The sequence below is a fragment of the Chamaesiphon sp. GL140_3_metabinner_50 genome (assembly GCF_025361915.1).
Lineage (GTDB): Bacteria > Cyanobacteriota > Cyanobacteriia > Cyanobacteriales > Chamaesiphonaceae > Chamaesiphon.
The window spans coordinates 1-16,921 of record NZ_JANYJC010000379.1 but is presented as its reverse complement, the minus strand read 5'-3'; the positions used below and the strand labels follow the sequence as shown (position 1 = coordinate 16,921).

General features: G+C 46.4%; 20 protein-coding genes. 10 read left to right on the top strand and 10 right to left on the bottom strand.

Translation table 11 applies throughout. From position 1 onward, the window contains the following. The coding region (locus tag Q0R35_RS18530; RefSeq protein WP_295622017.1) for a hypothetical protein at positions 1-739 on the top strand (739 nt) is incomplete at its 5' end. Positions 740-744: 5 nt separating this feature from the next. Here Q0R35_RS18530 and Q0R35_RS18525 read toward each other — a convergent pair. From Q0R35_RS18525 to Q0R35_RS18515, 3 genes are all read right to left on the bottom strand, one after another. Then, positions 745-2,037: a glutamate-5-semialdehyde dehydrogenase gene (locus Q0R35_RS18525; protein WP_295622014.1), complete on the bottom strand. Its 1,293-nt coding sequence runs from the start codon at positions 2,035-2,037 to the stop codon at positions 745-747. Positions 2,038-2,254: 217 nt separating this feature from the next. Next, positions 2,255-2,908: a bifunctional phosphoribosyl-AMP cyclohydrolase/phosphoribosyl-ATP diphosphatase HisIE gene (gene hisIE, locus Q0R35_RS18520; protein WP_295622011.1), complete on the bottom strand. Its 654-nt coding sequence runs from the start codon at positions 2,906-2,908 to the stop codon at positions 2,255-2,257. A gap of 210 nt (positions 2,909-3,118) precedes the next feature. Beyond that, entirely contained in the window at positions 3,119-3,493 is a 375-nt protein-coding gene (locus Q0R35_RS18515; protein WP_366944945.1) for a ferredoxin-thioredoxin reductase catalytic domain-containing protein, read from the bottom strand. Between the two features lie 312 nt (positions 3,494-3,805). On the opposite strand from Q0R35_RS18515, the gene Q0R35_RS18510 reads away from it, so the two are divergent. From Q0R35_RS18510 to Q0R35_RS18495, 4 genes are all read left to right on the top strand, one after another. Next, positions 3,806-4,012 (top strand): hypothetical protein, encoded by a 207-nt coding sequence (locus tag Q0R35_RS18510; RefSeq protein ID WP_295622008.1) that lies wholly within the window; start codon positions 3,806-3,808, stop codon positions 4,010-4,012. Positions 4,013-4,144: 132 nt separating this feature from the next. Beyond that, on the top strand, positions 4,145-5,002 hold the full coding sequence (locus Q0R35_RS18505) for an inositol monophosphatase family protein (RefSeq protein WP_295622005.1): 858 nt from the start codon (positions 4,145-4,147) through the stop codon (positions 5,000-5,002). Between the two features lie 492 nt (positions 5,003-5,494). Then, a complete protein-coding gene (locus Q0R35_RS18500; protein ID WP_295622001.1) occupies positions 5,495-6,403 on the top strand; it encodes a DnaJ domain-containing protein in 909 nt (302 codons plus the stop codon). Between the two features lie 167 nt (positions 6,404-6,570). Then, entirely contained in the window at positions 6,571-7,827 is a 1,257-nt protein-coding gene (locus Q0R35_RS18495; RefSeq protein WP_366944946.1) for an ATP phosphoribosyltransferase regulatory subunit, read from the top strand. A 138-nt stretch (positions 7,828-7,965) separates the two neighbouring features. Here Q0R35_RS18495 and Q0R35_RS18490 read toward each other — a convergent pair whose 3' ends face one another. Both Q0R35_RS18490 and Q0R35_RS18485 read right to left on the bottom strand, forming a co-directional pair. Next, a complete protein-coding gene (locus Q0R35_RS18490) occupies positions 7,966-8,499 on the bottom strand; it encodes a hypothetical protein (RefSeq protein WP_295621995.1) in 534 nt (177 codons plus the stop codon). Between the two features lie 280 nt (positions 8,500-8,779). Next, on the bottom strand, positions 8,780-9,115 hold the full coding sequence (locus Q0R35_RS18485) for a hypothetical protein (RefSeq protein ID WP_295621992.1): 336 nt from the start codon (positions 9,113-9,115) through the stop codon (positions 8,780-8,782). A 265-nt stretch (positions 9,116-9,380) separates the two neighbouring features. Here Q0R35_RS18485 and Q0R35_RS18480 point away from each other — a divergent pair, with 265 nt between their 5' ends. After that, positions 9,381-10,208 (top strand): photosystem II manganese-stabilizing polypeptide, encoded by an 828-nt coding sequence (locus Q0R35_RS18480; RefSeq protein ID WP_295621989.1) that lies wholly within the window; start codon positions 9,381-9,383, stop codon positions 10,206-10,208. 1 nt (position 10,209) lies between these two features. Here the strand turns inward: Q0R35_RS18480 and Q0R35_RS18475 are convergent, their stop codons facing one another. Then, complete coding sequence (locus tag Q0R35_RS18475) at positions 10,210-10,494, bottom strand: hypothetical protein (protein WP_295621986.1); 285 nt, start codon at positions 10,492-10,494, stop codon at positions 10,210-10,212. A gap of 65 nt (positions 10,495-10,559) precedes the next feature. Between Q0R35_RS18475 and Q0R35_RS18470 the strand changes: the two genes are divergently transcribed. From Q0R35_RS18470 to Q0R35_RS18460, 3 genes are all read left to right on the top strand, one after another. Next, positions 10,560-10,874, top strand: a complete 315-nt coding sequence (locus Q0R35_RS18470) for a DUF6825 family protein (RefSeq protein WP_295621983.1) — start codon at positions 10,560-10,562, stop codon at positions 10,872-10,874. Between the two features lie 223 nt (positions 10,875-11,097). After that, positions 11,098-12,816, top strand: coding sequence for an AarF/ABC1/UbiB kinase family protein (locus tag Q0R35_RS18465; protein WP_295622020.1), 1,719 nt, complete (start codon positions 11,098-11,100; stop codon positions 12,814-12,816). Between the two features lie 203 nt (positions 12,817-13,019). Continuing rightward, positions 13,020-13,754 (top strand): protein phosphatase 2C domain-containing protein, encoded by a 735-nt coding sequence (locus Q0R35_RS18460; RefSeq protein WP_295621980.1) that lies wholly within the window; start codon positions 13,020-13,022, stop codon positions 13,752-13,754. A 233-nt stretch (positions 13,755-13,987) separates the two neighbouring features. Here Q0R35_RS18460 and Q0R35_RS18455 read toward each other — a convergent pair whose 3' ends face one another. The 4 genes from Q0R35_RS18455 to Q0R35_RS18440 form a co-directional block, all read right to left on the bottom strand. After that, positions 13,988-14,599: a DUF456 domain-containing protein gene (locus tag Q0R35_RS18455; protein ID WP_295621978.1), complete on the bottom strand. Its 612-nt coding sequence runs from the start codon at positions 14,597-14,599 to the stop codon at positions 13,988-13,990. 49 nt (positions 14,600-14,648) lie between these two features. Next, a complete protein-coding gene (locus Q0R35_RS18450) occupies positions 14,649-14,933 on the bottom strand; it encodes a YggT family protein (protein ID WP_295621974.1) in 285 nt (94 codons plus the stop codon). A 122-nt stretch (positions 14,934-15,055) separates the two neighbouring features. Further along, the gene (locus Q0R35_RS18445; RefSeq protein ID WP_295621971.1) at positions 15,056-15,415 is read right to left on the bottom strand and encodes a hypothetical protein; all 360 of its coding nucleotides are present in this window, start codon (positions 15,413-15,415) and stop codon (positions 15,056-15,058) included. Positions 15,416-15,472: 57 nt separating this feature from the next. Then, complete coding sequence (locus Q0R35_RS18440) at positions 15,473-15,703, bottom strand: hypothetical protein (protein WP_295621968.1); 231 nt, start codon at positions 15,701-15,703, stop codon at positions 15,473-15,475. Between the two features lie 120 nt (positions 15,704-15,823). On the opposite strand from Q0R35_RS18440, the gene Q0R35_RS18435 reads away from it, so the two are divergent. Continuing rightward, on the top strand, positions 15,824-16,921 hold a 1,098-nt coding region (locus Q0R35_RS18435; RefSeq protein WP_295621965.1), incomplete at its 3' end, for an ABC transporter ATP-binding protein.

Sequence of the window (16,921 nt, the reverse complement as noted above, 5' to 3'; positions counted from 1 at the left end):
AATCGCGATTATGTATTTACAAAATAAGCCGAAAACGGTAATTGTCAAGCACAGTTCGCCATTCTTAGAATTAATCGATCGCTTGTTAATCGCACAAGATTTTGTGATGTTTGGCGATGCTACTCGTCCTGGCTTTATTGAGTACAAACATTATATAACTCCGGCTGGCTACCGAATTTGGAACACCGATCCAGCAATTTTATGGAAAAAGTGGTGGCCGACGGAAAGATTCCAAGATAAGCAGCGGTTTAATATGGATATTCTGGTCAGTTTTAAAAATAACTGGTATCCCGTTCAGAACATTATTGTTAATGCAGGTAAGTTTACGATTAAAACGATCGCTGGACAGCTCGTTCTCAGTCGGGAAGATAAAGTACTGTGGCTCGCTCAAATTATGCAAGAGAGTACTGGAACTACTGGCATTCTTCAGCCCCAAGCCGAGATTGTAACTGTCGATCCGACGGCAATGACTGGATTTAAGCTCCAATCATCTGAAGATTTAGCTAAAAGAATTCAGCAAAAACAACAAGATATTAATCCAGACCAATCTTGGTCGATAATTAAAAGATTAGAACAAAAGTTGCAAGCTCAAATTAAATTAACCACCGCAGCAGAGGATAAAGCCAGTCAATTAGAGCATCGGGTGACGATCGCCGAACAAAGGTTACAAATTATCTATAAATATCTTCATAGTACTGGTGTAAATCCACAGGATATTTATGCTGGGAAGAAGGTATAGACCGATTATATATCTTGATGTGTAAATGGTTTAGCATCCTCGCCAGTATATGTGGCGACAATTTGTCCGGTGCCAGTTAGTTGATACTTATAAGTAACCAATCCTTCTAAGCCAACTGGCCCACGCGGGGGCATTTTTTGAGTACTAATCCCAACTTCAGCACCGAAACCATACCGGAATCCGTCTGAAAATCGAGTCGAACAATTTTGGAAAACATTTGCCGCATCGACTCGATCGAGAAATGCTTTAGCAGCGGTATTATTTTCGGTGACAATACAATCGGTATGACGCGAACCGTAGGTATTGATATGAGTAATTGCTGCTTCGAGATCGGGGACAATTTGAATTGCCAGAGTGAGATCGCTATATTCAGTCGCCCAATCGGTGGCGATGGCTAAATCGATCGTCAAATCGCCATTATTACCTAAAATTTCGTGTCCGAATTGGCTGAGTCGAATTTCGACTCCATGCGCCTGTAATCGATCGATAATAATTGGTAAGAATTTAGCGGCAATCGATTGGTGAATTAATAATGTCTCGATCGCGTTACAGGCTGCGGGATACTGGGTTTTAGAATCGATGGTAATCGCGATCGCTTTCTCGAAATCTGCGTCACTATCGACGTATAAATGACAGATGCCATCGGCATGTCCGAGTACGGGAATGCGAGTATTATCTTGAACGTATTTAACAAATTCATTAGAACCGCGCGGGATAATTAAATCGACATAGCGATCTAATTTGAGTAATTCGCTGGTTTCCGATCGAGTCGTTAAAAGCTGAATGGCATCGGGGTTTACTTCAGATTTAGCCAACCCTGCTTTAATTGCTTTGACTAATACAGTACAGGATGCGATCGCTTCTTTGCCACCTTTTAAAATTACGCCATTACCCGATTTAATTGCCAAGCTGGCAATCTGAATCACCGCATCAGGACGAGCTTCAAAGATTACACCTAAGACACCTACAGGGCAGCTAGCACGCTGTAAAACCAGTCCGGTATCGAGGGTACGATGAATCTGAATTTGACCGACTGGATCGGCTAATTTGCCCACATCTCGCACGCCGACGATCGCGCCTTTGAGTTTGGTCGCATCTAGTTTCAATCGTGCATATAAGGCGGGGGCAATTTCACTTGCAGCCGCTTCGCAATCGTTGGCATTCGCCGCGACAATTTCATCGGCGTGGCTTTCTAATGATGTGGCAATTGCTTCGATGGCGGCATTTTTAGCTGCACTAGGAAGATTGGCTAGGTGTTGTGCGGCTAGGCGAGTTTTTTGAGCGATTTCTATTAGCATACTTTAGGTTTTAGGTATTAGGTTTTAGGCTTTAGGTTTCAGTCTGTAGATTTTGGGTGATTCCCAGGAAATATACCCACCGACCCAATCTAAAAATGATTATTAGACCTGCTTGGGTATGGATCGTGGACAGGTTTCCCGTCCGACCCAACCCCGCTATGGTTTTCCCTAAAGCCTAAAGCCTAAAGCCTAAAATCTGACTTCTGCAAGAAGTCGATTATTTCCGACGCTGTTGTAATTGGCGATAGACATCTCGGAGACTGACGCGATGGTGGGCGAGGGCGACGAGAGTATGATAGAACAGATCGGCAACTTCGCCTGCAATTTCTGGGGGTCGATCGTCTTTACATGCCATGACTACTTCGACTGCTTCTTCGCCAATTTTTTTAAGAATTTTATTATCGCCGCCAGCAAATAGACTCTGGGTATAAGAACCTGCTTGCGGATTGTCGCGACGATCGCAGATTGTCTGGTATAAATCTGATAGGGTATCGGCGGGTGGTGCGGCTTTGGTATCTACCGTTAACTGGTGGAAACAACTGCGCTCTCCGGTATGACACGCAATATCGCCAACTTGCTCGACGGTGACTAGCAGCGCGTCGCTGTCGCAGTCGTAGCGCAATGCTTTGACATGTTGAATGTGTCCGCTCGTCGCGCCTTTATGCCAAAATTCCTGACGCGAACGACTCCAAAACCAAGTTTCACCTGTCGCGATGGTTTTAGCTAAAGACTCACTATTCATCCACGCCATCATCAATACGGTACCATCCAAGTAATCTTGAACGATCGCGGGCACTAAACCACGATCGTCATACTTAATCCGATCGATCGGAATAGTTGGATTTAGATCGCTCTGTTCATTGCCAGACATGAGGTTGAAGCTCAAAATAGTTAAGATTTAGCGATCGATCGACCGCTCACAGACATTTTACCATTGCGGCGTACGGAGACTATCAATCGCATCGTTGTCAGATTGTCGAGCGAAACAGTCGAGATCGATACTGGAGATCGCTGGGTTCGATCGATTAAAAATGTAGCGATCGGTTAGCGCGATCGACTACAGTTACAATCGGCTGACAAATTATACTGCTCTAACTTCTTCAATGGAAATCTCTTGCATTTCTCCAGCAAAGTCGTTATCTGGAGTTAGGAACAACATACAGTGACACTCTTTGCGTTCGCGCATGGGGACGCAGGGACAGTTCCAAAACGCCGCTTTGACTTCAGCTTCTTTATCTTCGTAATGACGACAGGGGCAAAGGGGAGAACCCAGCTCTTCCTTATTTTTTGCCAAGCCTTTAATCACCACCGCTGTTACCGAAAGATCGACACAGAAGTAGGTATCTGTATTTTTGGCATAAGTTTCGGAAAAATGTCTCATGGCTTCCAGCATCTTTTCGCTGGGTTCATTCGCCTTAGTGCTGGTTTCCTGGGTTGCTGCTGGGTTCATGACCATCAAAGTTAGGGAGTGAGTGGTTAGTCGTATTAGCATTTTACCGAAAAACTTGTCATCTGGCGATTGATTGTTAAGTTGTCGTCGGCTGTGGCTGTGTAAATTTAGATTAACTACGTTTAAATGCTAAATATCGATCGACTAAATTAGAGTTACGCCTGTAAAGTTAAGCGATCTTTTTTGATGCCGAGATCGACTTGTCGATCTCGGCAAGTAAATTAGATGTGAAATATCTCTCGATCGATAGATGGCAATACCAAAAATATTGTTTACGCTTGAGGTAATATTTAGTATTTAAAATCGGAGCTTTATTATATGCAAATTATTATTCAATTAGATCCAGAAGCCGCTAGACAGTTGGAAGAAATCCAAAACCATACCAACCAAGACAGTGCGTTAGTGATCCAGCAAGCAATCGGGCTTTATTATCAGCAGTTACAGCCACATCGTCAATTTTATATGGAAACCAAAAGACACTACGAGCTTGTTGGCACTATGTCAGCAACTACCAGCTCTAATTAGATAGCGATCGGATGTTGATTCTGGGTCGATCTCCCGATGATTGGGGAATTTTTACAGAGTGGCTACTTTAGTGTCGATCGCATTGTTATTGTAAGATAATGGCTGGATGTTTGTATAACGTAAATCGAGCCAATGAACTCACCCCAATCGTCCGCTACGGTCGTGACACCGACAGCCGCGCAACTTGCTAAATATCTAGAAGTCGCCAACACCGCCGCATTAGCAGCCGGATCGGTATTACAAGCTTGTTGGGGTAAACTAGAATCGATCGTCGAAAAAGGTCGTCCGGGCGATTTGGTGACCGAAGCAGACAAACAAGCCGAAGCGGTTATTTTAGAAATAATTCGCAATAATTTTCCAGAGCATTCAATTTTAGCTGAAGAATCGGGACAGTTTGGCAGCCTCGATGCCGAATATCTCTGGGCGATCGATCCCCTCGATGGTACGACAAATTATGCCCATCAATATCCATTTTCGGCAGCTTCGATCGGGTTGTTAATTAACGGCGTGCCAATGGTGGGCGCGATTTTTGACCCATTCCATCGCGAATTATTTAGCGGTGCGGCAGGACTCGGAGCCACTTGCAACGACAAACCGATTCGGGTTTCTAACGTAGAAAAACTCGCTCAAAGTCTACTAGTGACGGGATTTGCCTACGATCGTCGCGAAACCAAAGATAATAATTATCAAGAATTTTGCTATCTCACCCACATTACCCAAGGTGTCAGACGTGCGGGTGCAGCCTCCATAGACCTGGCTTACGTCGCCTGTGGCAGGCTCGATGGCTATTGGGAGCGGGGACTATCTCCCTGGGATTTAGCAGCAGGCGTGGCGATTGTAGAGGCTGCTGGCGGGATTGTTACCGCTTACGATCGCACCCCATTTGATATTCGATCGGGTCGCATTCTGGCAACTAACAGCCGACTCCACGACGAACTGAGCCAGGAACTGCTACATGTCGCTCAGATCGAGCCTTGGTCTTGGATTTAGGTTTTAGGTATTAGGCTTTAGGTTTTGGGTTTTAGGTTTTATAGCTGTTGCCATATCGCTGCGGACAGATCCCCGACTTCTCTAAGAAGTCGGGGATCTAACTTTCAAGGATTTTTGCATGTCTTAACCGCTCGTGAGCGATTGCTATAGATTCTGTTAGATAGTTATATTGCTGCTAGTCTGGTGATTTTGGTGCTATCCAATACACATGAAACATAGTCCTCAGAAGCTTTCCAGCCGAAATCGTCAATCTAGATTACCTAAAGCCTAAAGCCTAAAGCCTAAAACCTCATCAAAATAAATTTGGTACAAACGTAAATATCGATCTTGAAATGGGGAATATATAGATGATGTGCCCCATCGAGTCCGAGCATTGCGAACGACTCGGATAAGTAGCAAAGTCGTCGAGTCAAGATCGTTGACAAGCCGCTCTGACTGCTGAATGGGCGAATGTTCACCCACAAGACTCCTGTTGCTGCGGATCGAAAGTGTATGAGTTTTCAATTAGATCGAGGATTATTTCGGTTTGAATTCACAGATCGACACGCTATTCTGGGCGTGAGTGTGAATGCTGGAGAAATAAATATCCGAGAACGCTATCAGAGCATTGCCAGATTACTACATCCAGATAGTTCTCATTGGAAAACTGAGGCAGAGAAAGCATTAGCAGTGAGATTATTTTCGCGGCTGATTACCCATGCATATGGGCAACTATCGCGCCAGTCTCAACTTCAAGAGCAGATCATCATGCTCGAACTGCTGGGCAAGAGATTAGTCGAAGAAAGTAGTCAGATTCAAATTGCCGATCCGTTGTGTCAACAACTGTACCAAAGTGGTAATGACTTCGAGCGGGTTTACGACAGGTTATTAACGCAACTAGCCACCGAACAATATTCAGACTTGAGCCAGAGCGAAATAACTATCAATCAAATTAGCGAACTGAATATGGTGTATCTGTTACGCAAACAGTTACAGTCAGTCAGATCTACGCCACCCACAGCAGCCAATCCTAGCAACATTGCTAGCAAAGAAACAACATCTACAGAACTAAATAAACCCTCACCGACTGAAGGTGCGTTGCGGCGGGCTGAAGATTACATGAGCAAGAAAAACTGGCTCAAAGCCGTACCCGAAATTAAAGAGGTAATTAGTGCCGAGCCAAATAACGCTCGCGCTCACACTCTATTGGGATTGGTTTACCTGTATCAGCAACAAACCACGATGGCAAAACTTTCGATTAATAAAGCCATTCAACTCGCGCCTAAAGATCCTCAAGTACTACAAGCCAAGCAAGAATTCGAGCGGTTATCAAATCCGAATGCGAGTAATGCTAACGGCAAAACTGCGGCTAAAAAGCCTAGTGAAGGGATGTTTAGTGGCTTATTTGGCGGTAAAAAGTAACAGCAAAAATGGCAACGATCGACAACCGATCGATTAAAATTAGAAAGTTGCCAGTTGCCAATTCTAAAGCCATGACCGATCGCCATCCGATTTTACTAACCGAACCCAGCGACAATCCCCATCCTCTTGCTGGGGAAGAGGTTGCTAGTGTCGAACGGAGCTTAGGGATGCTCGGTACCAGCAACCGCAACGCGGCTGCCAATTTTTACGTTCCTGGCGCGCGCGATCTGCTCCCGCTCGATGTCGCCCAAAAACGGTGGGTGGAAAAAGGCATCCAGAGCGTATTTCATCGTTGGGGCTATCACCGAATTATTACTTCTACTCTCGAACGCCTCGAAACGTTAATTGCCGGCGGAGCAGTCGATCGGGAAACCGTGATTCAAATTCCTGGTGGCGAAGGTGGTACGCTAGGTTTACGACCAGAATTAACTGCTTCGATTGCCCGTGCAGCGGTCGCGCGGATGGGAGACTTATATCCCCAACGGTTGTATTATAATGCCAATGTCTTCCGGCGTGCCGATCTCGAACATCACGGTCGTCAACAAGAATTTTATCAAGCTGGCATCGAACTTTTAGGTGTCGGTGGCATTGTCGCCGATGTCGAAGCCATTCTGCTGATGATGGATTGCTTGAAATCTCTTGGAGTGCCCAATTGGCGGCTAATTTTGGGCGAAGCGGGTTTGAGTCAAGCTCTACTCGCGCAGTTTCCGATCGAATTTCGGACTCAAATTCGGCATTGTTTGGCACATCTCGATCGAGTTACACTCGAACGATTACCACTCACGCCAGCACATCAAGATCTTGCCCTCTCGTTACTAGACTTACGCGGCAATCCCACCCTCGTCTTAGCAAAATTGGCTCGGCTCGAACTAGATCCTGCCAGTCAAGCCACGATCGCACATTTACAAACATTAATCGAATTACTAGCTAGTGCCAACCCCAATGCCGATGAGCCAATTTTAGATTTAAGTCTGATTCAGACTTTCGATTACTATACTGGCATCGTGTTTGAAGCCGTTGGCATCGACGAAGATCGCACTTATATTCTCGGTAAAGGCGGACGGTACGATCGACTCTTGGCACTCTATCACCCACAGGGGCAAAACTTCCCTGGAGTGGGCTTTGCCCTCAATATCGAGGACTTACAGCAAATCCTCCAAACCAGCCCCGCCATGCCTCATTTCACTGCCAAACCGGACTGGTTGGTAGTGGCGATCGATCCTACTGCTGTCGCTGCCGCACTCATTCATGCCAATCTGTTGCGCTCGAAGTCGGAGTCGCTGCGGGTTGAGATGTATCTCACCGCAGATTCAGATCGAGACAATATTCGTCAAATTGCCACCGAGCGCAAAGTTGCAAATATCGCTTGGGTGAGCGAGCGGGATGTTACTAGCGAGGCTCTCTCCCCCCAGCGATGCTCGTGATGAGAATCGAAACCGGATCTGATGCTGGTTTTTAAAAATAAAACCGCTATAATCCGCATGATGTCGTCAACGATCGCCAAGATTAGAGCGATCGAATAACGTCAGCATTTTCAGAGCGGAGTTGCCGCTCTCCCCCAGCTAAACTTCCTGAATTTTTTCTAGCGTGCGTTGATAATCCCAATCGCGATCTTGCTGGCGAAATAACTCTGCTGCGGCTTGGAGATCTTCTCTGCCGCCCAGGCGATCGCCCAAATAAACTCTCGCCATCCCCCGGTTATAATACAATTTAGGTCGCGTACAATCCAGTCGAATGGCACGATCGTAGTCAGATACCGCACCGTGGAGATCTTCGAGCCGATAGCGAACATTGCCGCGATTGTAATAACTCGTGCTACTGCGATCGTCGAGTTCGATCGCCCGATCGTAATCTGATAATGCACCCTGACGATCGCCCAACCGATCGCGCAACAGCCCCCGATTGACATACGCTTTAGCATAATTGGGAGCGATTTGAATTGCACAATTGTAGTCGGCTAGCGCACCCTCACGATCGCCACCCAAATCCCGCAACCTACCTCTGTTATAGTACTCGCGCTCGTCCTGAGGATGTTGTTGGAGATCGGGATGAGAATCTACCGGAATTTCTGGCTGGTCGTTTAGATTGTCATGCATATTTTCATAGTTCAATGTCATCTCGATCTGTAGCAACGCAATAATACTTCTGCTCAGAGCTGCTAGACGATTGACTGCGATAATTTACTCGGTTGCTGCTACAGGCCAGCAAGCAGTTCGATCGTGCAGTTGAGACTAGAATGTTTACACTAAAAATTTTACCAGCTTCAACAAATTGGTTGGTATCCCGATCTCAAAGTCCAGCCGAATTACCTAACTTTAATATCTTTCAATATATCCAATCTTCAAGCAGTTTGACTGTGACGAAGGCATCTAAATGCTATGTTTCTCCATCTAAGAGATTGGCAAATAATTCCTGGAGTTTCCAGCGTTGAATATAAGGCCAGCCCCCATTTTCTTCAATATCACGCAGCAGCGCATACAAAGATTGACGACTATCGGGTAGAGCCGATTGGAAATAACCTTCCTGAATTTCGCGATGGATTTGTTCGAGCGTCCGTAATAATTGCAGCAATGCTAACGGATCTGTCCGATCTCGATCGGCAATTTCGTGGATTTGGGCGACAATCCGATCGAGCTGTTGCTGTGCTGTCGTTGCTGGCGATTCGTTAGTGGTTGGTTGTAAAGGTGAAGATGCGTTTTTATCGGTTTTCATTTAACTTAATTTGTCGAATATATTTAATATAAATTTACATTGCCGAGACTGTCGATGGCTAAGACTCTAAAGATTCTCAAATCATTTACACTCGGATGATACGCAGACGGCACGCGCGTTGTAAAATACAAAATCGACAAGACAACGATCTTACTGTGCCTGTAGCGACAATCGAACGCAGTCTTAAAGAGCAATTTCTAGATGCGTCGCATTCGCTAGCCAAAAACTGTAATAACATAAAACATATCAAAGATTGAGGTTCATCATGAAATTTCGCGGATTAGTCGCCGCTCTGCTAGCCATTTGTATTGGCTTGTTGACGGCTTGCAGTGATGCACCTGTATCGGCAACAACTGTACTTACTTACGAAGATATTCGAGGCACTGGGATGGCCAATAACTGTCCGGCTATCGATGATACCAGCCGGGGGTCAATTCCGTTAGATGCTGCCAAAACATATCAGTTGGTTGATATGTGCATCCAACCTACTAATTACTTTGTCAAAGAAGAACCTCAAAATAAACGTCAGGAAGCTGAATTTGTTGTAGGTAAATTAGTGACGCGCGCTACTTCCAGTCTCGACCAGATTAGAGGCACCGTCTCATTATCAGACGATCGAACACTCACTTTTAAAGAAGAAGATGGGCTGGATTTCCAAGCCATCACTGTCAAAATGCCCGGTGGCGAACTAGTACCTTTCCTCTTTACCGTTAAAGAGTTAGTAGCAAGCAGCCAACCTGGTGTAGAAAGCATCACTACTTCTACTGATTTTGCAGGCGAATACAAAGTACCATCATACCGTGGTAACGTCTTCCTCGATCCTAAAGGTCGCGGTGTTGCTAGTGGTTACGATAATGCCAACGCTCTTCAAGCTGAAGCAAAAAGTCGGGAAGGCGATCGTAAGAACACTAAACGCGCCCAAACTGGCAAAGGTAAAATCAACTTTGAAGTTGCTAAAGTCAACAGTGCTACTGGCGAAATCGCTGGTATTTTTGAAAGCGAACAGCCTTCGGATACCGATTTAGGTGCGCTAGATCCTAAAGAAGTCAAAATTCGCGGTTTGTTCTACGCCCGTCTAGAAGCTAAATCTTAATTTAGTGGATAGCTTGCACTGAGCGACAGCCGTAGCGGAGCGTCTCCCTAAGGAGAAGTGTGGATAGTGATTTCTTCCACATTAAATTAATTTTTGCAGGTACTGTATCTTTGACGGATACAGTACCTGTTTTTTTAGCTTCGCCATGCACCACCTGGGGATTCATCCCCAGGCTACTATCGCAGTTGCCACGGATAGATCGATTGTCAATCCAAAATCCAAAACTTGTACTGAGCATAGCCGGAGTATCCAAAATCCAAAATCCAAAGTCGATCGGTAGTTCCATCAGCCACATGCATCGCGTTATAATTCTTTACGGAAGCACAATCTCAGTCAGTCATCTACAAAACTATGACCAAACCTTCACTCAATAGTTTTTTTGTCGGGCGCGCGCTCGCTCAAAGCCTCAACGACAAACTAGGTGAAACGCTAACTTATACCCTGAGCGAACTAGGCAAAATCAACGCCGAACAAGGTGAAAAACTCCGCAACTTTACCCAAGAAGTAATCGATCGAGCCGCACGAGAGACGGCTAACACTGGTGGGTATACTACGACAGTATCCGCAACTGGTCGCACTGTCGATGTCCAAGAAACGATCGACGATCTCCGCGCCGAAATTGCCAGACTCAGAGCTGAAATTCAAAGACATCGCCATCAAAGCTAATCCCACCTCCAAAATCGAAATGACTGCTATCTCCGAACCTTGTCTACCGTCTAGCGATGCTCCGGCTACCCCACCCGTAACAATTAATCCTCAGCAGAGCCAAAGCAGAGCCGGAATGCCAGAGGCAAGGCTCGATCGAAACGAAGCAGCTACATCAACAGCGGCAAACCTTAGCTCGCCGATCTCATCTCACGATCCTGTCCCAGAGTCATCCGCTATCTCCATGCCGCAACTTGTGACAGATCCTCAGCTTAGTAGTGACAACCGCGCCTACCGATGGAATCGGCAGAATTATTCGCGGCGGCGACGGAAGTTTGATATTTGGTCATTTTTCCTAACATTCCTCAATGGTTCCTGGATTGACGGGAAGAAGTGGAGCTATCTTAGTGGCTACACTGAGGCAAAACAGGCCGCTAGACGACGCAAGCAAGCAATTTGGATTCGGGATACGTTTTTGGAATTAGGGCCGACCTTCATCAAATTAGGGCAGCTATTTTCAACTCGTGCCGATTTGTTTCCGATCGAATATGTCGAAGAACTTTCTAAATTACAAGATCGGGTACCAGCCTTTGGTTATGCCCAAGTCGCCGAAATTATCGAGCGAGATTTAGGTAAAACCATTCCCGAATTATATGCCAGCTTCGAGCAAGTTCCGATCGCCGCAGCTAGCCTAGGGCAAGTACACCTAGCCCGATTGTATACGGGTGAAGAAGTCGTCGTCAAAGTCCAACGTCCGGGACTGCATAAATTATTTACGATCGATCTCGAAATTTTGCGGGGGATTGCTAAATACTTCCAAAATCATCCGAAATGGGGACAGGGCGGACGCGACTGGTTGGGTATATATGATGAATGCTGTCGGATTTTGTGGGAAGAAACCGACTATATCAGCGAAGGGCAAAATGCCGATACTTTTCGGCGGAACTTTAGGGCGCAAAATTGGGTGATGGTACCCCGCGTCTACTGGCGATATTCCTCCACCCGGACGCTGACATTAGAGTACCTACCGGGGATTAAAATCAGCAACTATGAAGGCATAGAAGCCGCTGGACTCGATCGACAAACGATCGCCAGTCAAAGTGCCACCGCCTATCTCCAACAACTGCTCACCGATGGCTTTTTCCATGCCGATCCCCATCCGGGAAATGTCGCGATCGAACCAAAAACAGGAGCATTAATCTTCTATGATTTTGGGATGATGGGACGGATCGCCCCCGGTACTAAAGAAAAGCTGATGGATACCCTCTTAGCCATCGCCGGACGGAATGCCAACCGCGTTGTGAGTGGATTAGTCGCCCTCGGAGCCGTATCTGCCGATGCCGATACCGATCCGATTCGCAGATCGATCCAATACCTGCTCGATAACTTCCTCGATAAACCCCTAGAATCGCAATCGATCGCCCAAATTACCGACGATCTTTATGATATCGCTTACGGGCAGCCCTTCCGCTTCCCCGCCACCTTTACCTTCGTCATGCGGGCATTTTCCACCATCGAAGGTGTCGGTAAAGGACTCGATCCCGATTTTAACTTCATGTCCGCCGCTCAACCCTTCGCCTTCCAAATTATGAACAGTAACGGTAACAATACCCCCGATGCCAACACCTTTCTCGCCGAAATCGGCAGACAAGCCGCCCAAGTCGGATCTTCCGCGCTCGGATTGCCGCGTCGCCTCGAAGACACCATCGAAAAATTAGAGCGCGGCGACATCCGCGTGCGAGTCCGCGCCAGCGAAACCGATCGTTATTTACGCAGGCTCAGTGCCGTGCAGCAAAACACAAATTATGCAATCTTAGTCGCGACATTTACATTGTCTGCTACGATGCTATTTGTCAATCAATACACGATCGCGGCGGGAGTAGTTGGGGCGATCGCGGCAATCTCGCTGGTAATGTGGTTTCGGCAAACGCGGAAACTAGATCGCCAAGATCGAATGTCTTAAACTAGCGATCGATCGGTGCCAATCTGGGTACTATAGATATTGACGATCGCAACTACCCAACAAATTTTAGAGTCGATTCCGCACGGCGGACGCGACCCGATCGAGTCAGGGGAGTAAACCGATCGTCAAATTCCAAATACCGTTGTTTCGATCCTTCGTCCGCTCTAAAATTTTGGCTTATTAATCGGTACAGGCATTAGATTATGAAATCGTTGTTCGCAGGTCTTTCGGATAAAGGGATGGTACGCAGTGCCAACCAAGATGCATACTACATCGATCCTGATGGACGATTTTTTATAGTTGCTGATGGGATGGGCGGTCATGCTGGTGGCGAAGAAGCCAGTAGAATAGCCATTGAAACTTCCCATTCGTATCTCGACAGCAATTGGGAAACCGAACCCGATACCAAAAATCTCCTTGCCCAAGCCCTAATTGCCGCCAACGAAGCGATTGTCGCCGATCAAGAACAAAACGCCCAACGCGCCGATATGGGTACCACCCTCGTCGCGATTTTATTCCGCGATGACTTAGTATGGTCGGCGCACGTCGGCGATTCCCGCCTCTATCGGCTCCGAGGCGACAAATTAGACCTAATTACCGAAGATGATACCTGGGTCGCTAGAGCGATGAAATTAGGTCAGCTCAACGCCGATGAAGCCAGAGTTCATCCTCTCCGCCACGTTTTATCTCATTGCCTCGGTCGTCGCGATTTACGCCAAATTAATATTCAAACTCAAGATATTAATGCTAACGATCGGATCTTACTCTGTAGCGATGGTTTGACCGAAGAAGTACCCCACGACGAAATCGCCATTCACCTCCAAGCCGAAACCGAAGGCATTGCGGCTCAAGCCTTAATCGATGCCGCCAAACAACATGGTGGTAGCGATAATATCACCGTCGTTATTGCCACCATGCAACAAACCCAGGCAGTTTGAGCGATCGATTAAATGTTCGCCGAGTAAATAGTCAACCTAGATCTGATTCCAATACTCCCTTCCCGCCAGAAGAATATAGATAATACTTCTACCCTATTACTCTCAGAGACCTTTTTTTAACCGCAGAGGCACGCGAAGAGCGCAGAGGGCACAAGGAAAAAGCTAATCTATACTCTTTGAGCGGAAATGGAGTATCTTATATCGACTGTTGTGCGATCGCAGATATTTGAGTTTTAACTAATGCCCATGCCTAAATGCCACGTAGTTGAGATAAAAACGATCGCTGCAAATAGCGATAATAGACCTTGAATAATCAGACCGATAACCGAACCTAAGACAATACCGACACCAGCTTTAACCGAGATTGTAAATCTGTCTCCCAGTGGTGCTTGGCGGGGATATAATAACTCACCCACTACCGCACCGATGAATGGCCCAAAAAATAGCCCAACGATCGGCCCCCCGACAGGTAAAGCGGGCAGCAGCCCAATAAATCCGAGGATTAAACCGACGAGCGAACCGATTTGACCCCAATGACTGGCTCCAGCTTTTTGTGCGCCCCAGATGCCCGATAACTGCTCGATCGCAAAACACATCACAAAGACGACACTGGAGACGACGATCGCGATCGTGGCGTTGTCCCAGTTATATAGTAATCCGGCACCGATCGACGCACCTAAAATTAAAATCGGCCCAGGCATGACTGGTATGACCGCACCAATCACCCCGATGAGGGTCGTTAGCAGTAAAGCAAGATAAATTAGTGTTGTGGTTGTCACGTTAGAAATATCGATGGTTGGCGATGCGTTGGCGGAGCCTCCCGGAACGGGAATCGCGAATGACAAAATTTAGAGCAGTAAAATTGGGGTTTGCAGCTCTAACCCCTAATTTCACTTAAAAAGATATTGCTGGAGCCAGTGATTCCATTGCTGACATGGCAAATTGCAAGGCAAAAATCGCAATAATGGGGGATAGATCGATCGAGCCGATTGGGGGTACGAACCGGAAGAGATTGAGGTAAGGATCGGTAATCGGACTTAGGAACCCGATAATTTGCTGCATCCAGTCGATGTTAGGAAACCAGGTTAGTAATAACCTGACAAATAGAATATACGAATAATATTCTAAGAATTTAGAAATGCTGACAAATAGTAGGGGCGCGATTGCTGCGTTGTCCATAAAAGATGATTGTACGATCGAAAACTTGCTACACCTAGTTTAACCGATCGACTGGTATTTATGGATTGTCTGGCATACCGTACTAACCGACTAAACAATCTGGCTCTGACAAATCTCCCAAATTAGCTCTGGGGATCGAGTGGGTGTTGCGGTTTGCTGCTAGCTTCGATATCTTCATTTTGGCGATCGTTCGGTTCGCCAGGAACGGGCGAAATCGACGATCTGACGGAATCGATCGCATTATTCAAGTCATTAATTTTATCATCCAAACTTCGCCGCGCCATTTCCATCCGATCCATTCTCCGGCTGCGGCTGGATTTGAGCGGTCTCTTATCGCCATCGCCTGAGAGTCTAGTGCGATCGTCATCTTCAAGCCGATTGGCGCGTCGCTCGGCAATCGTTACCCCCACGATGCCGCCAACTACGCCGCCGACAAGCGTTCCCAGCCAAAATCCACCATTAAATCCGTCTCGGTTACTCATCGATCGATCTCCTCATTAACATTACTATTCTCGCAGATCGCGCCAAATTATACAGCTCTAATCGATCGGGGTGAAGATCGCAATTGGGCGATCGGATGCTGACTGGGTAAAGGACAGATGCGTTTTCTCACCGAACTCCTTGGCTGTCGATCCGATCGCGTTCTGCTCCAACGTTACGCTCGACCGCTCGGTTGGTGCGATCGAGCATTCTCTAATTATCCCCCAATTAATTCCCGCATTGCGGTTTTTAAAAATCAATGGCACTGAACTGGCGAGATTGCGTACCATTTTAATTTATAGAACCAAGATCGCTCCGAGGTTTATGGCGATCTGTCGATTCTCCCAAGGAGAGACTACGTCAACGGATCGGCACTAATATAATAAGGAATGCCACCGTTAGCCACACACATGAATAGTACCTCGCATCCCCTCCAGAGATTACTCGCATACGGACGACAATATCGCGGAAAAACTTGGCAAGCGGCAATTGCTTCAATATTTAATAAACTCTGCGATGTCGCTCCAGAAATTTTAATTGGGATGGCAGTAGATGTAGTTGTCAAAAAGCAAGACTCATTCATTGCTAATTGGGGAATCAAGAATGTAGAACAACAGTTAGTAATGCTGACGATAATTACTGTCATCGTCTGGGTGCTAGAATCACTATCTCAATATGTCTATACCAATCTCTGGCGCAATCTATCTCAAAAAATTCAGCACAATCTGAGGCTCGATGCTTACGGACACATTCAACAATTAGAATTAGCTTACTTTGAAAATCAGAGTACTGGCAATCTGATGGCAATTTTGGGCGATGACATCAATCAGTTAGAACGATTCTTAGATGTCGGTGCGAATGAGATTATTCAAGTAGTGACTAATGCGATCGTCATCGGCGGCGTATTTTTCGTACTAGCTCCATCGCTGGCTTGGTGGTCGATGGTACCGATTCCGCTAATTATTATCGGCTCGATTTGGTTTCAGAAAAAACTCGCACCTTATTATGCCAACGTGCGCGAAAAAGTTGGCTTGTTAAATGGTCGATTAGCTAATAATCTAGGTGGAATTACCACGATTAAAAGCTTTACCACCGAAGCCTACGAACTCGATCGAGTCCGCGCTGATAGCGAAGCCTATCGTCAGAGCAATCGGCGCGCGATCGCGGTGAGTGCAGCATTCGTCCCCTTAATTCGGATGGCGGTATTATTTAGTTTTACAATGACCTTATTACTCGGCGGTATTTCGGCTGTCAACGGTCAATTGGGAGTGGGTACTTACAGCATCCTAATTTATCTCACCCAACGCTTACTATGGCCGCTAACGCGCTTAGGTGAGACATTAGATCTCTATCAACGCGGCATGGCTTCGACTAATCGAGTTATGGATTTATTAGATACTCCGATCGCGATTGATTCTGGTAGTTTAGCTTTACCACAAGTACGCGGTGAAATAGAGCTAAAAAATGTCACCTTTGCCTATCCCGATCGATCGACTGTAGTCAAAAAA